15 protein-coding genes are annotated in these 18,359 nt (G+C 72.7%); 2 read left to right on the top strand and 13 right to left on the bottom strand.

What is annotated here, in order from left to right:
- Positions 1–106 precede the first annotated feature (106 nt).
- The 3 genes from SM793_RS13680 to SM793_RS13670 form a co-directional block, all read right to left on the bottom strand.
- Positions 107–1,321 (bottom strand): MFS transporter, encoded by a 1,215-nt coding sequence (locus SM793_RS13680; RefSeq protein ID WP_320438428.1) that lies wholly within the window; start codon positions 1,319–1,321, stop codon positions 107–109.
- 150 nt (positions 1,322–1,471) lie between these two features.
- Entirely contained in the window at positions 1,472–2,413 is a 942-nt protein-coding gene (locus SM793_RS13675) for an EamA family transporter (RefSeq protein WP_320438427.1), read from the bottom strand.
- An 82-nt stretch (positions 2,414–2,495) separates the two neighbouring features.
- Positions 2,496–3,137: a disulfide bond formation protein DsbA gene (locus tag SM793_RS13670; protein WP_320438426.1), complete on the bottom strand. Its 642-nt coding sequence runs from the start codon at positions 3,135–3,137 to the stop codon at positions 2,496–2,498.
- Positions 3,138–3,408: 271 nt separating this feature from the next.
- Between SM793_RS13670 and SM793_RS13665 the strand changes: the two genes are divergently transcribed.
- A complete protein-coding gene (locus SM793_RS13665) occupies positions 3,409–4,284 on the top strand; it encodes a LysR family transcriptional regulator (protein WP_320438425.1) in 876 nt (291 codons plus the stop codon).
- Between the two features lie 141 nt (positions 4,285–4,425).
- Here SM793_RS13665 and SM793_RS13660 read toward each other — a convergent pair whose 3' ends face one another.
- The 8 genes from SM793_RS13660 to SM793_RS13625 all read right to left on the bottom strand — a co-directional run bounded on the left by SM793_RS13660 (position 4,426) and on the right by SM793_RS13625 (position 14,483).
- On the bottom strand, positions 4,426–5,142 hold the full coding sequence (locus SM793_RS13660) for a methyltransferase (RefSeq protein WP_320438424.1): 717 nt from the start codon (positions 5,140–5,142) through the stop codon (positions 4,426–4,428).
- Between the two features lie 64 nt (positions 5,143–5,206).
- On the bottom strand, positions 5,207–6,169 hold the full coding sequence (locus SM793_RS13655; protein WP_320438423.1) for a pseudouridine-5'-phosphate glycosidase: 963 nt from the start codon (positions 6,167–6,169) through the stop codon (positions 5,207–5,209).
- Positions 6,169–10,371 (bottom strand): amino acid adenylation domain-containing protein, encoded by a 4,203-nt coding sequence (locus tag SM793_RS13650; RefSeq protein ID WP_320438422.1) that lies wholly within the window; start codon positions 10,369–10,371, stop codon positions 6,169–6,171. Before SM793_RS13650 ends, SM793_RS13655 begins: the two co-directional genes overlap by 1 nt.
- 159 nt (positions 10,372–10,530) lie before the next feature.
- On the bottom strand, positions 10,531–11,208 hold the full coding sequence (locus SM793_RS13645; RefSeq protein ID WP_320438421.1) for an NAD(P)H-dependent oxidoreductase: 678 nt from the start codon (positions 11,206–11,208) through the stop codon (positions 10,531–10,533).
- 131 nt (positions 11,209–11,339) lie between these two features.
- Positions 11,340–12,020, bottom strand: a complete 681-nt coding sequence (gene upp, locus SM793_RS13640) for a uracil phosphoribosyltransferase (RefSeq protein ID WP_320438420.1) — start codon at positions 12,018–12,020, stop codon at positions 11,340–11,342.
- Positions 12,020–12,721, bottom strand: a complete 702-nt coding sequence (locus tag SM793_RS13635; RefSeq protein ID WP_320438419.1) for a phosphoribosylanthranilate isomerase — start codon at positions 12,719–12,721, stop codon at positions 12,020–12,022. The genes upp and SM793_RS13635 overlap by 1 nt, the downstream gene beginning before the upstream one ends.
- Positions 12,722–12,915: 194 nt before the next feature.
- Complete coding sequence (locus SM793_RS13630) at positions 12,916–13,608, bottom strand: type 1 glutamine amidotransferase domain-containing protein (RefSeq protein ID WP_320438418.1); 693 nt, start codon at positions 13,606–13,608, stop codon at positions 12,916–12,918.
- A 95-nt stretch (positions 13,609–13,703) separates the two neighbouring features.
- The gene (locus SM793_RS13625) at positions 13,704–14,483 is read right to left on the bottom strand and encodes an alpha/beta hydrolase (RefSeq protein WP_320438417.1); all 780 of its coding nucleotides are present in this window, start codon (positions 14,481–14,483) and stop codon (positions 13,704–13,706) included.
- 590 nt (positions 14,484–15,073) lie between these two features.
- On the opposite strand from SM793_RS13625, the gene SM793_RS13620 reads away from it, so the two are divergent.
- A complete protein-coding gene (locus tag SM793_RS13620; protein ID WP_320438432.1) occupies positions 15,074–15,940 on the top strand; it encodes a helix-turn-helix transcriptional regulator in 867 nt (288 codons plus the stop codon).
- Here SM793_RS13620 and SM793_RS13615 read toward each other — a convergent pair.
- Both SM793_RS13615 and SM793_RS13610 read right to left on the bottom strand, forming a co-directional pair.
- The gene (locus tag SM793_RS13615; RefSeq protein ID WP_320438416.1) at positions 15,885–16,661 is read right to left on the bottom strand and encodes a hypothetical protein; all 777 of its coding nucleotides are present in this window, start codon (positions 16,659–16,661) and stop codon (positions 15,885–15,887) included. The genes SM793_RS13620 and SM793_RS13615 overlap by 56 nt on opposite strands.
- Before the next feature lie 827 nt (positions 16,662–17,488).
- Positions 17,489–18,355 carry a helix-turn-helix transcriptional regulator gene (locus tag SM793_RS13610; RefSeq protein ID WP_320438415.1) on the bottom strand — a complete coding sequence of 289 codons (867 nt, stop codon included), beginning with the start codon at positions 18,353–18,355 and terminating at the stop codon, positions 17,489–17,491.
- Positions 18,356–18,359: the final 4 nt, after the last annotated feature.

The raw sequence follows: 18,359 nt of genomic DNA, 5'->3' as shown, positions 1-18,359 counted from the left end.
GCCCGGCGGTCGCGGGGGCCCCGCCCCCACCTCACCGGAGGGGTCGGTACGGACGTCGCGACGGGGGTGGCGCGGCGTCCGTACCGGGCTCCGGTGGTTCGAGGGGTCAGCTCGCCGCCGGGACCGCGCGGCGGCCGGTGGCGGCGCGCAGGAGTACGGCGAGGCCGACCAGGACGATGCCGAACCAGACGACGCTCTTGACGCCGGTGTGGTCGGCGAACAGGCCGCCGATCAGGGCGCCCAGGGCGATGCAGGTGTTGTAGGCCATGGTGTTGAGCGACATCGCGGCCTCGAAGGTCTCCGGCGCGGCGGCGAGCGTCATGTTGATCTGGCTGAGCTGGACGACGCCGAAGGCGAGGCCCCACAGCACCATGGCGACGATCACGCCGAAGTCGTTGGTGCCGATGGTCAGCAGCATCACCAGGGCGCCGATCAGCAGCAGGCCGCCCGCCACGAAGCTGCCGCGCAGGCTCTTGTTGACGCTCTGGCCGCCGATGAAGTTGCCGATCGCGCCGCCGACGCCGAAGACGATCAGGACGACGGTGATGAAGCCGACGCTCGCCTCGGTGCTCTTCTCCAGGTACGGGCGGACGAAGGTGTACGCCCCGAAGTGGCCGAGGACGAAGAACACCACCATGACCAGGACCACGCGCAGCGGCACGTTCTTGACCGGCAGTCCGAAGACCTCGCGGACGGAGACCGCGTTCGCCGACGGCAGCGAGGGGATGGTGACGGCGACGGCGAGCAGCACCAGCGCGCTGAGGCCGGCCCAGATCAGGAAGGTGGTGCGCCAGGAGCTGACGCTCTCCAGCAGGGTGCCGAGCGGGATGCCGACGACGGTGGCGATCGAGATGCCGGACATCACGACGGCGGCGGCCCGGTTGGCCTGCTTCTCCGGGACGATGCGCATCGCCATGCTGACGCCGATGGCCCAGAAGACGCCGCTGGCGAAGCCCATGAACATGCGGGTGACCAGGATCAGCGGGTAGTTGGGGGCGATCGAGGTGATCAGGTTGCCCACGGCCAGGACGCCTAGCAGGGTGGTCAGCAGCTTGCGCCGGTTGACCTGGCGGGTCCAGGCCACGATGAACGGCACGCCGAGGCCGGCCGCGACGCCCTGGGCCGTGACCATGAGACCGGCGGTGCCGACGGAGACGTCCAGGCTCTCGCTGAGCGGGGTGAGGAGGCCGATCGGCATCAGTTCGGTGGTGAGGAAGACGAAAAGGCTCGCGGTGATGGCGGCGACACCGAGCCAGCCGTCGGCCGCCGGACCGCTCTTCCGCAACGTCACCGCGGGTACTTCTTCTTCTTGCGTGGTCATGTCATATCTCCGGAAGTGGTCGGGCGGACGTGGTCGGGCGGACGTGGTCGGGCGGACGTGGTCGGGCGGACGTGGTCGGGCGCGGTGCCCGGCGCCGGGGCGGCGCCGGGACCGACGAGGTGGTGAGCGTGGTGCGGTGCGCCCGTGCCGCTATCCGCTGCGTTCCTCTTCGAGGGCGCGTGCGCCGGTGCCGGACGCGAGGGGCCCGGGAGGCGCGGCCCCGGGTTCCTTCCGGGGTGGACGGGACTGGCCGAGCACGACCGCCAGGAAGATCACGGCGATGCCGAGGAGCTGGAGCAGCGACAGCGTCTGGTCCTTGAAGAGGTAGCCCAGCAGCGTCGCCACGACCGGGCTGCCCAGTGCCAGGAAGGACACCGCCGTGGCCGGCAGCAGCCCGATCCCCCGGAACCAGACGATGTAACTCAGCACCGCGCCCAGGGAGATGAGGTAGGCGAAGCCGAGGACGTTGTCACCCGTCAGACCGTCCGGCATGTCCTCCAGCGACAGCCAGAACGGCAGCAGGACCAGGCCGCCGGCCGTCAGCTGCCACCCGGTGAAGGTCAGCAGGCTGACACCCTCGGGGCGGCCCCACCGCTTGGTGAGGGTGATGCCGGAGGCCATGCACAGGGCGCCGCCGACCGCGGCGAGGACGCCCACGGCGTCCAGCGACACCCTGCCCTTGAAGACGAGCAGGGCCACACCCCCGGCGCCCAGGGCGCAGGCCAGCGCGTGCACGCCTCTCACCCGTTCACCGAGGAACAGCGCCGCCAGGATCACCACGAACATCGGCTGGGCCGACATGATCACGGCGGCGATGCCGCCCGGCAGCCGGTAGGCCGCGACGAACAGCAGGAAGTTGAAGGCGCCGATGTTCAGCACCCCGAGCACCAGCGCGCGCAGCCACCAGGTGCCGACCGGCAGCTTCCGGCCCAGGGCCAGCAGGAACAGGCCGCCCGGCAGGGCCCGCATGGTGGTCGCCAGCAGCGGCCGGTCCGGGGGCAGCAGCTCGGTGGTGATCAGGTAGGTGCTGCCCCACACCGTCGGTGCCAGGCCGGTCAGGGCCACCGTGGACAGGTTCCGTCTGCTCGTCATGTCGATCTCGCCTCACATCCGGTGGGAAGCACCGTGGGATTACGTCCGGTCGGCCCGGCGGGGACGGCCCAGCGGGAACGGCTCAGTCGAAGATCGGGTCGCGGTCGCGGCCGCGCTTCAGCTCGAAGAAGCCGTCGGTGCTCGTCACCGCCAGCACGCCGTCCCAGAGCTTCCCGGCGGCCTCGCCGCGCGGGGCGGGGGTCAGCACCGGGCCGAAGAAGGCCAGCGGCTCGCCGTCCGGGCCGGGCACGTGGATCACGGGGGTGCCGACCTCGGAGCCGACCGGGTCCATGCCCTCGTGGTGCTGGATCCGCAGCTTCTCGTCCCAGGAGTCGTCGTCCGCCGCCGAGACCAGCTCGACCGGCAGCCCGGCCTCCTTGAGGGCGGCGGTGATCATGTCGTGGCCGAGCCCGGCCTTCTCGTGGTGGATCAGCCGGCCCATGGCGTTGTAGAGGGGGCGCAGCACCTCCGTGCCGTGCTGCTCCTGGGCGGCGATGCACACCCGCACGCAGGCCCAGCCGTCGATCATGCCCTGGCGGTACTTCTCCGGGACCTCGCGGCCCTCGTTGAGCACGGACAGGCTCATGATGTGGAACCGGGTCTCGACCGGCCGGACCTGCTCCACCTCCAGCATCCAGCGGGAGGTGATCCACGCCCAGGGGCAGCGGGGGTCGACCCAGATGTCGGCGGTGATCGTGTCGGGACTGGCCGGCGTGGCGCTCATGGCGGTCGCTCGTCCTTTCGGTCTGACGGGCGGCGGCACGGGCGCGCGCGGGCACGCCTCGGCGGGGTGCGCCCAGGTGCGGGTGAACGGGGAGAGGGCGACGGCGGCACGGCGTCCGGACAGGACGAACGGACCCCGGTCGGGGGCCCGCCCGGTGGAGTCGCCCCGGGGCGGCTCCGGCCGTGTGCGGTCGCCTCCAGTGTCGGGCCGCGCGCATCGATGAGTCCAACACATGCTTGTCACCCGATGCATCACGGATCACGATGGACGAATGGAGCTCCAGCAGATGCGCTACGTGATCGCGGTGGCCGAGACGAACAGCTTCACCCGCGCCGCCCAGCGCTGTCTGGTGGTGCAGTCCGCGCTCAGCCACCAGATCGCGCGACTGGAGAAGGAGCTCGGCGCGCGGCTGTTCGAACGCACCAGCCGCCGGGTGCGGCTGACCCCGGCCGGGGCGGCCTTCCTGCCCGCCGCCCGGCAGTGCCTGGACGCGGCGGAACGGGCGGCCACCGAGGTCGCCGCCGCCGTCGGGGAGGTGCGCGGACTCCTCAAGGTGGGGCTGATCCCCACCGTCGCGGCGGTGGACATCCCCGCCGTGCTCGGCGAGTTCCACCAGCGGCACCCGAAGGCCCGGATCAGCCTGAGCGTCGGGGCCAGCGACGAACTGGTCGAACAGGTCCGGCAGGGCGAGATCGAGGTGGCCTTCCTCGGCATCCCGGTCACCGCCCACCCCCGGGGGGTGATGGCCAGGGAGCTGGCCAGGGAGCGGCTGGTCGCCGTGGTCTCCCCGGACCACCCGCTGGCCGGTGAGAGCTCGGTGGACCTGCGGCGGCTGGCCTCGGAGGTGTTCGTCGACCTCCCGGCGAAGACCGCAGGGCGGGCCCAGTCCGATCTGGCGTTCGCCGCGGCCGGTCTCACCCGCGAGGTCGCCTTCGAGGTGACCAACGCCGACTACCTGGCCCGGCTGGTCGCCGCGGGCCTGGGGGTGGCGCTGCTGCCGCCCCGGTACGTCGCGGGCCTGACCGGCATGGTGACGATCGAGGTGACGGACGCGCCGTCCCGGGCCGAGTACGTGATCTGGGGGCGGGAGAGCCCGCGCCCGGCGGCGGCGGCCTTCCTGGAGCTGCTGGGGATCACCGAGGAGTGACGGCGGGGCGGTCGAGGCGTCGGGACCGGGGCCTCCCCCGAGGCGGGGAGGCCCCGGCGGGGCGGGGTCAGGACAGGCGGGTCAGGACAGCCGGGGTCAGGACAAGGCGGGTCAGGAGAGGCGGGGTCAGGACAGCCGGGGTCAGGACAGGCGGTGCACGGTGAAGTCGACCGCCACGTCCAGGACCGGCTGGGTGGTGGTGAAGACCTTCCTGTGGGTGAAGCCGCCGTCCGCCACCAGCTTCTCGAAGTACGCGACGTCGCCCATGGTGCTGAAGAACAGGACCATGCGCCCGTTCTCCGCCAGGTGGTCCCGGGCCTCGCGGAAGAAGCGGGTCAGCGCCCGGTAGCCGGCGTCGGTGCCCGCGACGTCCGCGTAGTCGGCGGCGGCGAACCACTGGAACGGCGGGTTGAAGACGATCAGGTCGAACCGGCCCTCGACCGCGGCGAAGACATCGCTCTCGCGCGCCTCCACCCGGTCGGCGACGTGGTTCAGCTCCGCGTTGACCCGCACGGCGGCCACGGCGTCCGGGTTGAGGTCAACCGCCAGGACGTCGGCGCCCTTCTTCGCGGCGATCAGGGCCAGCGAACCGCTGCCGGTGCCCATGTCGAGGACCCGGTCACCGGGCTTGACCTCGGCGAACACCGCGCCGCCCAGCATCGGGGAGACCGGGCAGGGGGTCATGACCGAGGCCGGTACCCGCAGGGTCAGGCCGAGGAAGGGAACGGTCTGCTCGCCCTCCTCGCCGCCCAGCTCGCCCAGGGCCCGGCGCAGTTCGGTGATCTCCTTCACCTGCGCCTCGGGGACCAGCGGGCGGTAGGACTCGGCCTCGGAGGTGGACTGCTGCTGAAGCGTCATGGTGTGGTGTCCGTCCATGTGTGTCGGGTCGGGTGGGGGGATGGAAAGGTGGGGGGACGCGGCGTCAGAGGTGTGCCCGGAGCCGGGCGTACGCGGCGGCCAGCCGGCCGCCGACCTCGGCGGTGCTGATCAGCACCGCCATGTTGGCCCGGGAGGAGCGGCCCTCGGTGGCCGCGTCCACCGCCCGCATCAGGTACTTGGTGATCGCCTGGCCCCGGATGCCGTCCCGGTCGGCGGCGGCCGTCGCCTCGACGATCGCGGCGTCCACCTCCTCGCTGTCGATCGCCTCCTCCGGCCGGACCGGCGTGGTGACCAGGAAGCCGCCCCGGTTGCCGAGCGCCCAGTGGTTCTCGACCGCCCGGGCGACCAGCTCGTCGTCGTCCAGCCGGAGCGGACTGCGGAAGCCGCTGGACGCGCAGTAGAAGGCCGGGAAGTCGTCCGAGCGGTAGGAGACCACCGGGACGCACTGGGTCTCCAGGTACTCCAGCGTCAGGCCGAGGTCCAGGATCTTCTTCGCCCCGGCGCACACCACCGCGACCTTGGACCGGGTGAACTGGATCAGGTCCGAGGAGACGTCCATGGTGGTGGCCGCGCCCCGGTGCACCCCGCCGATGCCGGCCGAGGAGAAGAACGGGATGCCCGCCAGCTCCGCCGCCACCAGGCAGGAGGCGACCGTCAGCGCGCCCGTCCGGCCCTGGGCCAGGACGACCGGCAGGTCCCGGCTGCTGACCTTGGGGATGCCCGGTGTGGAGGCGAACCGCTCGATGTCGGCGTCCGTCATGCCGACCACGATCCGGCCGCCCTCGACCGCGATCGTGGCAGGGACCGAGCCGCCCGCCCGGACGGCCTGCTCGACCTTGCGGGCGGTCGCCGCGTTGTCCGGGTAGGGCAGCCCGTGGGTGATGACGTTGGACTCCAGCGCCACCACCGGGCGGCCCTCGTGGAGCGCGTCCGCCACCTCCTCGGTCAGGACGAGCGGCACGGCCCGGTGGGCGAGGGCGGTGGTCGGCGTCACGGTGGCGCCCATCAGAGCGCGTCGGGGCGGTAGTCGGGCACCTTGCCGAGGATGTCCCGGCGGTTGACGATCTCCGGGATGTAGACCTGCTCGGTCCAGTTCTCCTCGGCGACCGACTCGACCGCGATCGACACCACGCCCTCGTCGCAGCCGAAGGCGTCGGTGACGGCCTTGGTCACCGCCGCCAGCAGCTCGGCCTGCCGGGTGTCGCTGAGTTCCATCGGGAAGTGCTTGATGTTGACGTGCGGCATCACGGTGTCCTTCCGGAGGTGCAGGCGGCGGTGGACGGCCGTCACCAGCTCGTCGACGTCCGGCGCCCGGAGCAGGGAGTAGTGGTCGGCCGTCAGCTCGACGACGGTCGGCGGGTCGGCGGAGTAGCCGCTGCTGCCGTCGAGGAACGAGTACTCGTCCCCCCGCGCCTTGAAGACGGTGATGGGGGCCGAGACCCGGCGCTCCCGCAGTTCGCGGAAGGTGTAGTTGAACTCGAAGGTCGTCCCCACGATCCGGACGATCCGGCGCACCAGGTCCGGGTCCAGGCCGGGGATGCCCTCGCCGACGAAGCGGGCGAAGCTCTCGTCGTCCCGGGCCACCTCGAGGCAGCGCTCCAGCAGCGGGCTGTCGATGGTGCCCGTGAAGACCGAGAGCAGGATCGCCACGAAGGCCCTACTGCTGTAGCTGGCGGTCCGGTCCTCGGGGCGGGTCCCGGTGGTGCGGACCTGGGGCGAGCCGGGGGCGATCAGGAACACGTGGTCGACCGGGTGGCCGGCCTGCTCCAGCTGGTACGCCGTCTCGAAGGCGACCCGGGCCCCGAAGGAGTAGCCCCACAGGGTGTACGGGCCCTCGGGCTGGACCTCCAGCAGCGCCCGGACGTCCTCGGCCGCCATCTCCCTGATCGTCGGGTACGGGACCTCGCCCGGGTTGACGCCGTGGGCCTGCACGCCGAGGAACGGCCTTTCGGTGCCCAGGCGTTCGGCCAGCAGCCGCAGGTTCATCGGGTAGCCGCCCAGGCCGGGCCAGCAGAAGACGGGGCGTGCGCCAGGTGAGCCGGTGCCGGTCGGCGCGGGTGAACCGGCGCCGGTCAGCGGCACCAGGCGCGAGGTGCGCTCCGCCGGGCCGCCGGAGAGCCGGCGGGCCAGGCCCTCGACGGTCGGCGAGGTGAACACCACCTCCAGCGGCAGCGCCGCCCCGAACGCCCGGTTGATCCGGTTGACCAGGGTGACGGCCAGCAGCGAGTTGCCGCCGCAGGCGAAGAAGTCGTCCTGCGCGGAGACGCTCTCCTGCTTCATCACCTCCTGCCACAGCACCGCCACCCGGCGCTCGGTCTCGTCCCTGGGCGCCACGAACGGCCGGTCGGCGGGGCCCGCGACGACCCGGTCCGAGACGGCCAGCGCCTTGAGGTCGATCTTGCCGTTGGCGGTGGTCGGCAGCGCGTCGAGCACCACCACCTTGTTGGGGATCATGTAGTCCGGCAGGTAGTCGACCAGGTCGTCGCGGATCAGCTCGGCCGGGCCGCGCATGTGGACCGCGTCCTCCCGCATGCCCTCGTGCCGCCGCTGCTCGCGGCTGACCCGGCCGCCGAGGAGGAAGTACGAGGCGCCGCCCGGCCGGCCGAGCTCGCGCAGGATGCCGTCGAACCGCCGGGCCGAGGGCAGGTCGTCGCCGCCGCGGGAGCTGTAGCCGGAGGACATGAAGCCGAGGTCGAGGCCGTTCAGCGACAGCCGCTGCGCCACCCGGCCCAGATCGAGGTAGCGCCGCCACCGCTGCGGGCTGCGGCTGATCACGGTGACCCCGAAGGACGCCCGGCCGTAGACGGCCTGGTTGATCGCGATCACCTGCTTGCGCAGCACGAGGTCGGGCGAGACCAGGCGCAGCCGGCCGTCCTCGTGGAGGTACTGCCCGGCCGGGAGGTCCACGCCCTTGCCGGGGTGGACCTGGACGAACAGGTCGAGGTCGCGGTCCTCGCGCGGTCCGCGCCAGGGCGTCCAGTCGAAGCTGCCGAGGTAGTGGTCCTGGTCGGCGACGCCCAGCCGGGACCGGACCTCCGGGGTGAAGGGGGCGGGCCCGAGGTCGAGGCCGTAGGCGGGGAGGACCTCCTCCAGGAGACCGACGATGTGGCCGGTCTCGATCTCCAGGACCTCGGTGATGTTCGTCCGGTAGACGGGCTCGATGGCGCCGCGGCGGCCGAGGAAGTGCATCCGGATCCGGGGGGTCGCGGCGGCGGCCGTGTCGTCGGGCGCTCGGCGCGGTCCGGGTAGCAGGCGCGGCGCGGTCGTCGCGGGCGTCGCGGGCGTCGCGGGTGAGACCAGGACGAGGCGGTGGTCGATCGGGTGGTGGTAGTGGATGCCCGGCCGGATGCCGGGGAAGCCGGTGATCTCCAGGTACACCTGGGTCGCGTAGAGCGAACCGGGCGAGGCGTAGGCGTACTTGGGGAGCAGCCGCTCCGGGCTCAGGTGCTGCCCCAGGTTGCGCAGGATCGCGCCGAGCGCCCCGGCGTCCAGCTCCGCGAGCGGCCGCGAACGCCCGGCGGAGGCCGGGCGGCGGGCCAGCAGCGCCAGCAGGTCGCGCTCCGAGACCGGCGCCTCGCCCTCGTAGAAGCGGTACGTCTTGCGGGCGAAGGCGAGGGCGCGCTGGGCCTCGGTGGCCGTCCGGCCGGGCAGGTCGACGGAGGGCAGACCGGCCAGCTCGGCCGCCGTCCGCACGCCCGGGTTGGACAGCTGCGCCTTGACCTGGAGCTTGCTCTCCTTGGACTGGTGGTGCGCGCCGTGGCTGCCCTGGTCCATCAGGGCGGCCTCCCTCGGGTCGAGTTCGACGCAGGCGATCAGGTTCTGGAAGCCCGTCCTCGGGTCGTCCTTGACCAGCACGGCCGCGTGCCGGACCCAGTCGTGGGTCTCGATGGCGAGCCGGATCTCGTCCAGCTCCACCCGGAAGCCGCGCAGCTTCACCTGGTTGTCGGCGCGGCCGGTGAACTGGACGGTGCCGTCGGCGTTCCAGTGGGCGAGGTCGCCGGTGCGGAAGAACCGCCCCCCGCCGTCCGGGTTCTCGGTGAAGCGCTGCTCGGTCAGGTCGGGCCGGTGCAGGTAGCCGCGCGCCACCTGGACGCCGCCGATGGACAGTTCGCCGATCTCGCCGACGCCCAGTTCGGCGCCGTCGGGGCCGAGGATCCGGTACTCGGTGCCGTCGACGGGGGTGCCGATGGAGACCGAGTTGGGGCCGTCGCCGACGGAGGACTTGGTCACCACGAAGGAGGAGGAGTTGATGGTGCACTCGGTCGGACCGTAGAGGTTGACCAACTCGCGTCCGGGCAGGGCCTCCAGGAAGCTCCGGGCCAGGGATCTGGAGAGCGCCTCGCCACCCGTGAAGACCTGCTCCAGCGTGCGGCAGGACTCCAACTCCTCGGTCTCCAGCAGGGCCTGGAGCAGCGTCGGGACGCACTGGAGGGTGGTGACGCGGTGCGCCTTGACCGCCGCGACCAGCCGCTCGGTGTCCCGGTGAATGCCGGCCCCGCCCACCACGACGGTGGCGCCGACCGCCGGGGCGAGGATCTCCCACTGGGCGGCGTCGAAGCTGATCGGCGTCTTCTGCAGCACGACCCGGGTCCGGTCGATGCCGTGCGCCGCGCGCAGCCAGGCCATCTGGTGGGCGATGCTGCGGTGCTCGATCATCACGCCCTTGGGCCGACCGGTGCTGCCCGAGGTGTAGATGACGTAGGCCAGCGCGCCGGGGTCGGGGTCGGGGTCGGGGCCGTCCGCACCGGGGGCGACCGCACCGGGGGCGACCGGCGCCGACGGGTGGTCGTCCTCGGCGCGGACGACCACGGTGCCGGCGGGCGCCAGTGCGGTCAGCCGTTCGACCAGCCGGTCCTGGGCGACGATCACCTTCACGCCGGAGTGCTCGATCATGAAGCGCAGGCGTTCCTCGGGGTACTCCGGGGCCAGCGGCAGATAGGCGCCGCCCGCGAGGAGGATCGCCCAGGCGCCGGTCAGCACCTCGGTGGAGGGCTCGACGAACAGCCCCACGCACTGGTCCGCGGTCACTCCGAGGCCCCGCAGGTGCCCGGCCAGTCCCCGGCTCCGGCGGACCAGTTCGGCGAAGGTCAGCCGCTCGTCGCCGCTGATCACCGCCGGGTCGTCGGGGCGCTCGGCGGCGGTGCGCAGGAGCAGTTCGGGCAGTAACGGGTGGTCGGCCGGGCCTCGGCCCGACGCATGGGCAGTCATCTGGGTCCCCCTGGGTGTGCGGGTGTCCTGGTGTCCGGCTTTCCTGTCGTCCTGGCGCTCCGGCGTCCCGGTGTCCTGGCGTGCTGGCGTGCTGGCTTCCTGGCGGGCTGGCGTGCTGGCGTGCTGGCGTGCTGGCGTCCCGAGGTGCGGGCCGGCGGATCAGCGGCCGGCGGCGGCCCGTCCCCGGCGCAGCGCGTCGGCGACGTCGAGCATGCGGCGGGTCTGGTACGCGAGGGCGGCGAGGTTGTCCTCGGTGACGTTCTCCGCCAGCCGGCCCGGAACGGCCTGCCGGCCGGAGACCGAACTGACGCCGTAGGGGTTGCCGTTGCTGGGGGCCGTCATGATCTCGTCGGTGACGCCGGGCGGCACGATGATCCCGCCCCAGTGGTAGAAGACGGCGTTGAGCGAGAGGATCGTCGCCTCCTGGCCGCCGTGCGGGGCGCCGGTGGAGGTGAACGAGGCCATCACCTTGCCCTGGAGGCCGCCGCGGGCGTTGAGCGGCCAGGCGAGCTCGATGAAGTGCTTGAGCGGGGCGGCGACCATCCCGAACCGGCCGGGGCCGCCGAGCAGGATCACGTCGGCCCAGGCGAGGTCGTCGACGGAGGCGGTGGGGACGGCCGCGATCGCCGCGGCGTTCTCCTGCCAGGCCTCGGTCCACTCGGTGAACTCCGGGGCCAGGGACGCTTCGACGTACTCGGGGACCCGGCGCAGCCGGGCCACGGCGCCGGCCTTGGTGGCGGCCTCCTCGGCGGCCAGGGCGAGCTTGTGGACGTTGCCGGTGCCCGAGTAGTAGACGATCGAGATCCTCGTCGGCGCGGAGGTGTCGGCGGTGGACACGGTGGTGCTCCTCAGGTCGGTGGCGGTGGCGGCAACAGCCGTTGCCGGCAACGGCTGTGCGGGGGCCGGAGCGGCGGGGCGCGGGGTTACGGATCCCGGACCCCGACCGCTCCGGCGGGTGGGGAGGGCCCTCAGGCGGGGACGTCGGTCCCGAAGTAGCGGTCGCCGAAGTCGCCGATGCCGGGCACCATGAACGCGTTCTCGTTCAGCCGCTCCTCGATCGAGGAGGTCACGATCCGCACCCCGGGGTGGCGGTCGTGCACGGCCCGGATCCCCTCCGGGGCGGAGAGCAGGTTCACGAACAGGATGTGCTCCTCCGGCACCCCGTGGTCGAGCAGCACCCCGATCGCGGCCAGCGCGGTGCCCCCGGTGGCGAGCATCGGGTCGAGTAGCAGCACATGGCCCCCGCCGATCCCGGCCGGCAGCGCCGCGTAGTACAGGCGCGGGAGCTTGGTGACCTTGTCCCGCTGGATCAGGATCTTGCCCAGCCTGGTCTCCGGTGCCATCACCCGCAGCTCGGACTCCATGCTGTCCCCGGCCCGGGCGACGGACACGCCGTAGACCGGGGTGGCCGGCGACAGGCCGTGGTAGACCTGCCCGACCGGAGTGCGGACGTCGCGCGGCTCGTACGGCAGCAGGTCCAGCGCGGCGTCCAGGAGGCCGCGGATGATCCGGTTGGCGGAGAGGACGAAGTCCTCCCGGCGGGCCCCGCGGTCGCGGACGACGGCGTGCAGGGCCCGCAGGCGGTTGGTCTGGGGCACCAGGTGGGTCACCCGGGTCACGCCCCGCAGCGGCTCGGTCCCGGTGGTCATCAGGAGGCGCTCCGGCCGTCCTCCGCGGCGACCCGGGCGAAGGCCGCGCGGGCCTCCTGGACGAAGGTGCGCACCTTCTGCCGGTCCTTGCGCCGGGTGGCCTTGTCCTCCAGGCCGGTGTGGGCGTCCACGGCGGCGGGGCGGACGGCCTCGATGGCGGCCGCGACGTTCTCCGGCGTGAGCCCGCCCGCCATCATCAGCGGCTTCGGGGAGATCCGGACCAGCTCGGCGCTGACCGACCAGTCGTGGGTCAGGCCGGTCGCGCCCTTGGCGCCGGTGGCCGGGTTGAAGCTGTCGGTGATGAACATGTCCACCCACTCGGCGGAGGTCTCGACGATGGCGCGCAGCTCGTCGATGTTGTCCGACTTCACCACCAGGCTCTTGAGGACGTAGAGGTCCGGGGCGAGGGTGCGCAGGCGGCTCAGCTCGGCCGGCGTCACGTCGCCGTGCAGCTGGATCGCGCTGACGCCGATCTCGGCGCAGAACGCGGCGATCTCGTCGGCCTCGGTGAGGTAGGTGATGATGACGCCCTTGTTGCCGGGCTGGATCGCCTTGACGATGGCGGCGGCGTCGGCCTCGGAGAGGTCCTCGTTCTTGGCCGGGAGGCGCAGGGCGAAGCCGAGCCAGTCGGCGCCCTCCTCGATGATCAGATCGGCCTCGGCCTGGTCGATGATGCCCGCGACCTGGATCAGTCCGTACATGTCTGCCTCCTCTGGCCTCGGCGGTCCTGGCCGGGGCCGGTCTGCGACGGTTTCGGCGGGGCCGTCCGGGGACGGCGGTGGTGGAGCGGGGCCGCGCTGCGGGGCGGGTGCGTTCCGGAGCGGTGCGTCCGGGGGCGGCGCGGCGGGTGGGTTGCCGGGGGTGCGTTGCGTTGCGGGGGCGCGGCGGGCCCGGGTCAGCGGGCTTCGGCGGCCTTCGCGAGTTCGGCGACGACGAGGCGCGCCACGGGGGCGGCGGAGGCGGGGTTCTGCCCCGTGACGACCCGGCCGTCGCTCTGGGTGTGGGCCTGGTAGACGGGCGCCTTGGTGTGCAGCGCGCCCGCCTCCTTCAGCCGGTCCTCCAGCAGGAACGGCATGACCTCGACCAGGCCCAGCGAGTCCTCCTCCTCGTTGCTGAAGGAGGCGACCCGCTTGCCGCTCACCAGGAGCGTGCCGTCCGGCAGCCGCAGGTCGACCAGCGCGGCCGGGCCGTGGCAGACGGCGGAGACGACGCCGCCCCGGCCGTGGATGTCCATGGCGATGCGGGCCAGGTCCGGGGAGTCGGGGAAGTCCCACATGGCGCCGTGGCCGCCGACGTAGAAGATCGCCGCGTACTCGGCGGGATCGACGTCGGCCGCCCGGCGGGTCGCCACGAGCTTGGCCTTGACGGTCTCGTCGGCCAGGAAGCCGACGATCTCGGGGTCGTCCTCCTCGCCCGGGAAGACGACGGCCGGCGGCTCGCCGCCGCGCACGGAGACGAAGTCGACCTCGTGGCCGGCGCCGACGAAGACGTTGTAGGGGTGGGCCGCCTCCGAGACGCTGTAGCCCGTCCGGTTGCCGGTGTCCCCCAAGGTGTCGTGACTGCTGACGGCGAGCAGGATCTTGGCCATGGTTCCTCCTGGAGTCGCTGCGGAGTGCTCCGCGGGTGGTCGGGCGGGTGGCCGGCCCCGGCCGGGGCCGGGGCCGGGTGCTGCCGGGAGGAGGGTCAGGCCCGGTGGATGAAGTCCTGGATCAGCCGCACGAGTTCGGCCGGACGCTCGAAGATCACCATGTGGCCGCTGTCGATCTCGGTGTAGCTGGAGTTCGGGATCGCGGCGGCCAGCTCGCGGGAGTGCTCGGCGGGCACGGCGGCGTCCGGGTACGGGGCCAGCACGAGGGTCTCGGCCTCGACCTTGCCGACGATGTCGCGGATGTCGACCTGGACCAGCAGCTCCAGCTGGCGGATCCGGCCGTCGGAGGGGCTCAGCTCCGAGCCGAGGTTCTCGACGTCGCTCAGGCTCGGCCGGGTACGGATGTAGCGCGGGCTGAAGGCCGTGGTGCTCAGGACGCGGCCGAAGGCCTTGGCGTCATGCTTCTGACTGAGCGTCAGGCCGATCAGGTTCTCGATGTAGAGGTCCGACTTCACCAGGCCGCCGATCGGCACCAGCCGGCGCACCAGCCCGGGGTGGAGCGCGGCGGTGGCGGCGACGACGGCCCCGCCGAGCGAGAAGCCCACCAGGTCCACCGGGCCGAGGCCGGCGTGCTCGATCACGGCGGCGACCTCGTCGGCGAGCTGCTCGACGGTCAGCGGTGTGCCGTCGTCCTCGGCGGTCTCACTGCCGGACAGCTCCGGCAGGATGACGGTGTTGCGGCGGGCGAAGTCCTCGACGAGGTGCCCGAAGGTGACCTGGCCCCCCTTGCCCACGCCGTGCACCAGGACCAGGGCCGGCCCCTCGCCGGTCACGGTGTAGTGGACGCGCGATTTCCCGACGGAGATCGTGGGCATGACGGATCGCCTCCTGTGACGATGTGGAAAGGAATACCCCGACAGACCCCATCGGGGAACCGGAAAATGGAGCGGGCACGCGTACGGAAATGCACACGGAGAATTCCGCCGGCCCCACCGGATTCGCGTGGTGCGAGCCGCCGGGTTCCGCGGGGTGCGGCTGCGCGGGATTTCGACAACACCGGCCGGCTTCGCCGCAGGGGCGGCCGGACGGATGGTGCGGGTCCGCACGACGGAGCGCGGGGCCCATTACGACGCGGACACGACAGGCTGAACGCGGGAAAGGAGCATCCCGAGCCCCCGCCCCTCGATCACTCGAAGTAGAATTTATCTACTTCGAGCGATCCGGTCAAGCGCGCAGATCACCTTCGGGTGATCCAGCACCCAACTCGGAGCATGAAAAGGTGTGCAGCAAACATAAGGAAATGCCAATAAAATACAGCAAAGCGGACATCCGGCAGGGTGGGAGTGGCGCCTTCGACCGCCACCCAGAACTCCGGCCGCGGTCACGAGCTCATGCCGATGCCCCGGATGTCGGGATCTTCCGCTGCTCGGGCACTATCATTCTTTCAGACCCCATCCAGTGGAGTATGCCCGTGCCCGACCGCTTGTTCGACGGCAATAAGCTGCGCAACCTCCGAGTCGTCAAAGGAATGTCGCAGGCCACACTGGCGGCTGGGCTTCATGTGAAAGTGAACGCCGTCTATCGCTGGGAGAACGGCCTGGCCGCTCCCCCGCCGGAGCGGTTGCCGACGATTGCCGCATTCCTGGACACCGACCTGGACGAGCTCTTTCCGCGCGGCGAATCACCGAATCTCGCCGATCTGCGGTGCGACGCCGGGATGACCCAGGCGGACACCGCCCGCCACACCAACACCGCCTCCCCCATGCCGGTACGGGCCGCCGAACAGGGCAGGCGGCCGCTCTCCGAGCAGGCGGTGACGGCGCTGGCCGCCGCCTACGGGGTGACCCGGGACGAACTGCTCGCGGCGCAGCGGCGCTCCTTCGGCCGGCCCGAGGAGCCGGCGGCGGCATCCTCGGCCGAGGGTGCCAGGACGGCACGGAAGCTGGAGTCGCTGCGCACCGAGGTGTACGGAGGGGTGGCGCCCTCGGACGCGCACCTCGCGGCCGAGGGGAACCGCAGGAGCGGCTCCACCGCGCTCACCGAGGAGCTGATCCGCTCGCTGCGGGCCGGTGAGGTCGCCGAGCCGCCGGAGGCCGCGCTCGACGCCCTGGCGCTCGCCCTCGACGTGCCGCCGGTCTACTTCCGGCAGGACGACCCGGAGGTGGACGCGCTGATCCTGTCCACCCGGGCCGTGCGCGACAGGTTCACCGTGATGGCCGCACGCGGCGCGGGCCAGGACCTGCCGAAGGAATCCTGGGACCAGCTCCGGGACTTCATCAGCGGGACGATGGCGGAGATCTTGGGCGAGGACGGGAAGGGGCGCCCGGCGTGAGGCGTTCGGCCGCCGGCCGCCGGGGCTCCCGGCCGGGGGGCTCCGCCCCGGCCCCGGACGGGGCGCGGCGGTCGGCCCCGGCGGCGGAGGCCGCGCGGCGGTCCGCCCCGGCGGCGGCGCGGCGGTCCGCCCCGGAGGAGGACGCTCGGCGGTCCGTCCCGGAAGAGGACGCGCGGCGGGCCGCCCCCGGCGCCGGCCCGGGCTCGCGCCGGCGACTGATCAACCGGGCCGCGTGATCGGCGCGCAGCTCGATGAAGGCGTCCCGTTTCAGGGACCTGGCCGTCGCCGGGATCCCTCCGACCGGCGCCATCCCGCGCGCCCGCAGGACGTCGGCCGGCCCGACCAGCCCGGCGCCGTCCCCGGCCCACAGGTGCACCAGCTGATGGACCTTCAACTCCACCTCGTGCGAGGCCGACCGGCCCTCGCGGTGGAGGATCAGGTCGACCGGGCGGGTGTCGTGCTTCACCAGGAGGCCGCAGGTGCCGCCGAGTCCGGTCAGCTGGGCCGCCGGGATCGGGCGCAGCACGATGTGCCGGCCGCTGGCCTCGGCGAGGTTCCCGACCAGCCGGTCGAGGTCGAAGGGGTCCGGGAGGGGCATGGAGGCGACGAGGCGCTCGCCGTCCTGCTCGGCCTGGAGGTGCAGCAGGCCGGCACCTCGGTGCCGGTAAATTCCCGAGAGAATTCCGGGTGCGTCGTGACCACGGCGAGGAGCCCCGCTCATTTCGGGGATCCCGTACCGCCGATCCCTCTTTCCAGAATTCGGCACCGGGTGTGCAAGTAGCCTACTCTGCGCATTCTACATTCCCCCTTCCGTGCACGGCTCATAAAGTCGTCGCAAAGGCGCGCGGAAACGTTCGGAATCGCTCATGAATTCGCTCGTGAATATGCGGAAGAGCGCGACGCGATGGTATACGTCTATCGGTCGCAGCAGTTCGCCGTCGAGTCCTCGGGCCCTGAAGTCCGCCCTTACGGGCAGATTGTCGGCCCGGAATCCCCCCGCTTCCAGCGACGGCCGGGTCCACGGTGTTCACAACGACCCGGCGCGCAGGGCACGATTCCGATGCCCCCCGTTCATGCCTGTCTGATACTGCTCCCTCCTGAGGGGCGCCGGCCGGCCCCCAGCCCGGTGTTACCGAGGTGCGAGCGTGCCGAGGCTACGATAAATCTCGGACAGCCACCATGGTGCATGGTTTGCGACATCTGGCCGAAACTCACCGGGCCCCCGGCGGTGGAATCCGGAACCGGTCCGGCGGCCCGCGACCGGGCCGGCGCCGGTCCCCCGGGGCCGGTCCCGGGCCGCCCGGCGGTCCCTCCGGCATCGTCCGACGTCATCAGAGGTCGCGCGGCACCCGGCGCCGCCGTCCGCGCCACCGGGCCCGGCCGTGCCACCCCGCGGCCCGGTTCCGGGCCAGGCCGGCGCGGCCCGGAACGGGGCCCGGATCAAGTCGTGATCGATCTGCCGGATTCACCGTAGCGGTGGCACGGAAAGCGGGGGATCCTCGGCACCCGGGACGGCGGATCCCCGGCACCGGGCGCGGCGGATCCTCCTCACCCCGCGTCCACCACCCCGCCCAGGCGGGCCAGGGCCGCGGCGGCGCCGGTGTCCGGCCCGGCCGAGAAGACGTGCACCACGAGGCCGGTCTCGCCCGGCCCGGCGGGGACGTGCAGGGCCTCGAAGTCCAGCTCGAGCGTCCCGGTGAGCGGGTGGTGCAGCCGCTTGTGGCCCGAGGTGCAGTTCATCACCTCGCCGGAGTCCCAGATCCGGCGGAACTCCGGGCTCACCGCCGACAGTTCGGCGATCAGAGCGGTCAGCTCCGCGTCGTCCGGCCAGGTGCCCGCCGAGGCGCGCAGCTGGCCGACCGCCTCGGTGGCGCGGTCCGACCACTCCGGGTGGACGGTGCGGGCGGCCGGGTCCAGGAACAGGAAGCGGGCCTGGTTGCGGTCCCGTCGGCCCGCCGACTCCCCCAGGCCGCCGATGAGTTCGCCGCCCAGCGGGTTCCAGGCGACCACGTCGAGACGGTGGTCGGTCACGAAGGCCGGCATCCCCGCGCCCAGGGCGTCCAGCACGCCGCGCAGCAGCGGGCTCACCCGGGGCGCCGGCGGCGGGAGCCGACGGGAGCCCGCCAGGGTGTCCAGGTGGCGGCGCTCGGCCGCGGACAGGCCCAGGATCCGGGCCAGCGCCTCCAGCACCTCGAACGACGGCTGGGTGGACCGCCCCTGCTCCAGCCGGACGTAGTAGTCGACACTGATCCCGGCCAACTGCGCCAGCTCCTCCCGGCGCAGCCCGCGCACCCGCCGCCGTCCACCGGCCGTCAGCCCGACCAGCTCGGGCGCGACCCGGGCCCGGCGGGCCCGCAGGAACTCCCCCAGAGCGGGGCGGGGAACGGCGGGACGAGCGGCGGCGGTGGTCTCCATACGC

The organism is Kitasatospora purpeofusca (genome assembly GCF_034043715.1).
Taxonomy (GTDB): Bacteria; Actinomycetota; Actinomycetes; order Streptomycetales; family Streptomycetaceae; genus Kitasatospora; species Kitasatospora purpeofusca_A.
The sequence above is the reverse complement of the archived record's forward strand: the minus strand, read 5'-3'. Positions and strand labels throughout refer to the sequence as shown.

What these genes read in the sequence shown, in the direction of transcription:
- SM793_RS13680 (WP_320438428.1), bottom strand. Translation starts at nt 1,321, where the DNA reads ATGACCACGCAAGAAGAAGAAGTACCCGCGGTGACGTTGCGGAAGAGC.
- SM793_RS13675 (WP_320438427.1), bottom strand. Translation starts at nt 2,413, where the DNA reads ATGACGAGCAGACGGAACCTGTCCACGGTGGCCCTGACCGGCCTGGCA.
- SM793_RS13670 (WP_320438426.1), bottom strand. Translation starts at nt 3,137, where the DNA reads ATGAGCGCCACGCCGGCCAGTCCCGACACGATCACCGCCGACATCTGG.
- SM793_RS13665 (WP_320438425.1), top strand. Translation starts at nt 3,409, where the DNA reads ATGGAGCTCCAGCAGATGCGCTACGTGATCGCGGTGGCCGAGACGAAC.
- SM793_RS13660 (WP_320438424.1), bottom strand. Translation starts at nt 5,142, where the DNA reads ATGACGCTTCAGCAGCAGTCCACCTCCGAGGCCGAGTCCTACCGCCCG.
- SM793_RS13655 (WP_320438423.1), bottom strand. Translation starts at nt 6,169, where the DNA reads ATGGGCGCCACCGTGACGCCGACCACCGCCCTCGCCCACCGGGCCGTG.
- SM793_RS13650 (WP_320438422.1), bottom strand. Translation starts at nt 10,371, where the DNA reads ATGACTGCCCATGCGTCGGGCCGAGGCCCGGCCGACCACCCGTTACTG.
- upp (WP_320438420.1), bottom strand. Translation starts at nt 12,020, where the DNA reads ATGACCACCGGGACCGAGCCGCTGCGGGGCGTGACCCGGGTGACCCAC.
- SM793_RS13635 (WP_320438419.1), bottom strand. Translation starts at nt 12,721, where the DNA reads ATGTACGGACTGATCCAGGTCGCGGGCATCATCGACCAGGCCGAGGCC.
- SM793_RS13630 (WP_320438418.1), bottom strand. Translation starts at nt 13,608, where the DNA reads ATGGCCAAGATCCTGCTCGCCGTCAGCAGTCACGACACCTTGGGGGAC.
- SM793_RS13625 (WP_320438417.1), bottom strand. Translation starts at nt 14,483, where the DNA reads ATGCCCACGATCTCCGTCGGGAAATCGCGCGTCCACTACACCGTGACC.
- SM793_RS13620 (WP_320438432.1), top strand. Translation starts at nt 15,074, where the DNA reads ATGCCCGTGCCCGACCGCTTGTTCGACGGCAATAAGCTGCGCAACCTC.
- SM793_RS13615 (WP_320438416.1), bottom strand. Translation starts at nt 16,661, where the DNA reads ATGAGCGGGGCTCCTCGCCGTGGTCACGACGCACCCGGAATTCTCTCG.
- SM793_RS13610 (WP_320438415.1), bottom strand. Translation starts at nt 18,355, where the DNA reads ATGGAGACCACCGCCGCCGCTCGTCCCGCCGTTCCCCGCCCCGCTCTG.